Source organism: Photobacterium gaetbulicola (assembly GCF_003025515.1).
GTDB classification, from domain to species: Bacteria; Pseudomonadota; Gammaproteobacteria; order Enterobacterales; family Vibrionaceae; genus Photobacterium; species Photobacterium gaetbulicola.
This window is the reverse complement of the sequence record NZ_PYME01000065.1, coordinates 1-1,473: the sequence shown is the minus strand read 5'-3', so window position 1 is coordinate 1,473 and position 1,473 is coordinate 1. Positions and strand designations below refer to the sequence as shown.

Below are 1,473 nucleotides of genomic sequence, written 5' to 3'. Positions count from 1 at the left end.
TTATGGGCGGCGAGCGGCGGACGGGTGAGTAATGCCTGGGAATATGCCCTGATGTGGGGGATAACCATTGGAAACGATGGCTAATACCGCATAATCTCTTCGGAGCAAAGAGGGGGACCTTCGGGCCTCTCGCGTCAGGATTAGCCCAGGTGAGATTAGCTAGTTGGTGAGGTAAGAGCTCACCAAGGCGACGATCTCTAGCTGGTCTGAGAGGATGATCAGCCACACTGGAACTGAGACACGGTCCAGACTCCTACGGGAGGCAGCAGTGGGGAATATTGCACAATGGGGGAAACCCTGATGCAGCCATGCCGCGTGTGTGAAGAAGGCCTTCGGGTTGTAAAGCACTTTCAGTCGTGAGGAAGGCATATGCGTTAATAGCGCATGTGTTTGACGTTAGCGACAGAAGAAGCACCGGCTAACTCCGTGCCAGCAGCCGCGGTAATACGGAGGGTGCGAGCGTTAATCGGAATTACTGGGCGTAAAGCGCATGCAGGCGGCTTGTTAAGCCAGATGTGAAAGCCCGGGGCTCAACCTCGGAATAGCATTTGGAACTGGCAGGCTAGAGTCTTGTAGAGGGGGGTAGAATTTCAGGTGTAGCGGTGAAATGCGTAGAGATCTGAAGGAATACCGGTGGCGAAGGCGGCCCCCTGGACAAAGACTGACGCTCAGATGCGAAAGCGTGGGGAGCAAACAGGATTAGATACCCTGGTAGTCCACGCCGTAAACGATGTCTACTTGGAGGTTGGTGTCTTGAACACTGGCTTTCGGAGCTAACGCGTTAAGTAGACCGCCTGGGGAGTACGGTCGCAAGATTAAAACTCAAATGAATTGACGGGGGCCCGCACAAGCGGTGGAGCATGTGGTTTAATTCGATGCAACGCGAAGAACCTTACCTACTCTTGACATCCAGCGAATCCTTTAGAGATAGAGGAGTGCCTTCGGGAACGCTGAGACAGGTGCTGCATGGCTGTCGTCAGCTCGTGTTGTGAAATGTTGGGTTAAGTCCCGCAACGAGCGCAACCCTTATCCTTGTTTGCCAGCACTTCGGGTGGGAACTCCAGGGAGACTGCCGGTGATAAACCGGAGGAAGGTGGGGACGACGTCAAGTCATCATGGCCCTTACGAGTAGGGCTACACACGTGCTACAATGGCGTATACAGAGGGCTGCCAACCAGCGATGGTGAGCGAATCCCAGAAAGTACGTCGTAGTCCGGATTGGAGTCTGCAACTCGACTCCATGAAGTCGGAATCGCTAGTAATCGTGGATCAGAATGCCACGGTGAATACGTTCCCGGGCCTTGTACACACCGCCCGTCACACCATGGGAGTGGGCTGCACCAGAAGTAGATAGCTTAACCTTCGGGAGGGCGTTTACCACGGTGTGGTTCATGACTGGGGTGAAGTCGTAACAAGGTAGCCCTAGGGGAACCTGGGGCTGGATCACCTCCTTAACGATATGACTGCGTTTTA

1 rRNA gene is annotated in these 1,473 nt (G+C 54.2%); it reads left to right on the top strand.

Features of this window, described 5'->3' with window-relative positions:
- Window positions 1-1,454, top strand: a 16S ribosomal RNA gene (locus C9J03_RS26310); the annotation flags it as partial.
- Window positions 1,455-1,473: the final 19 nt, after the last annotated feature.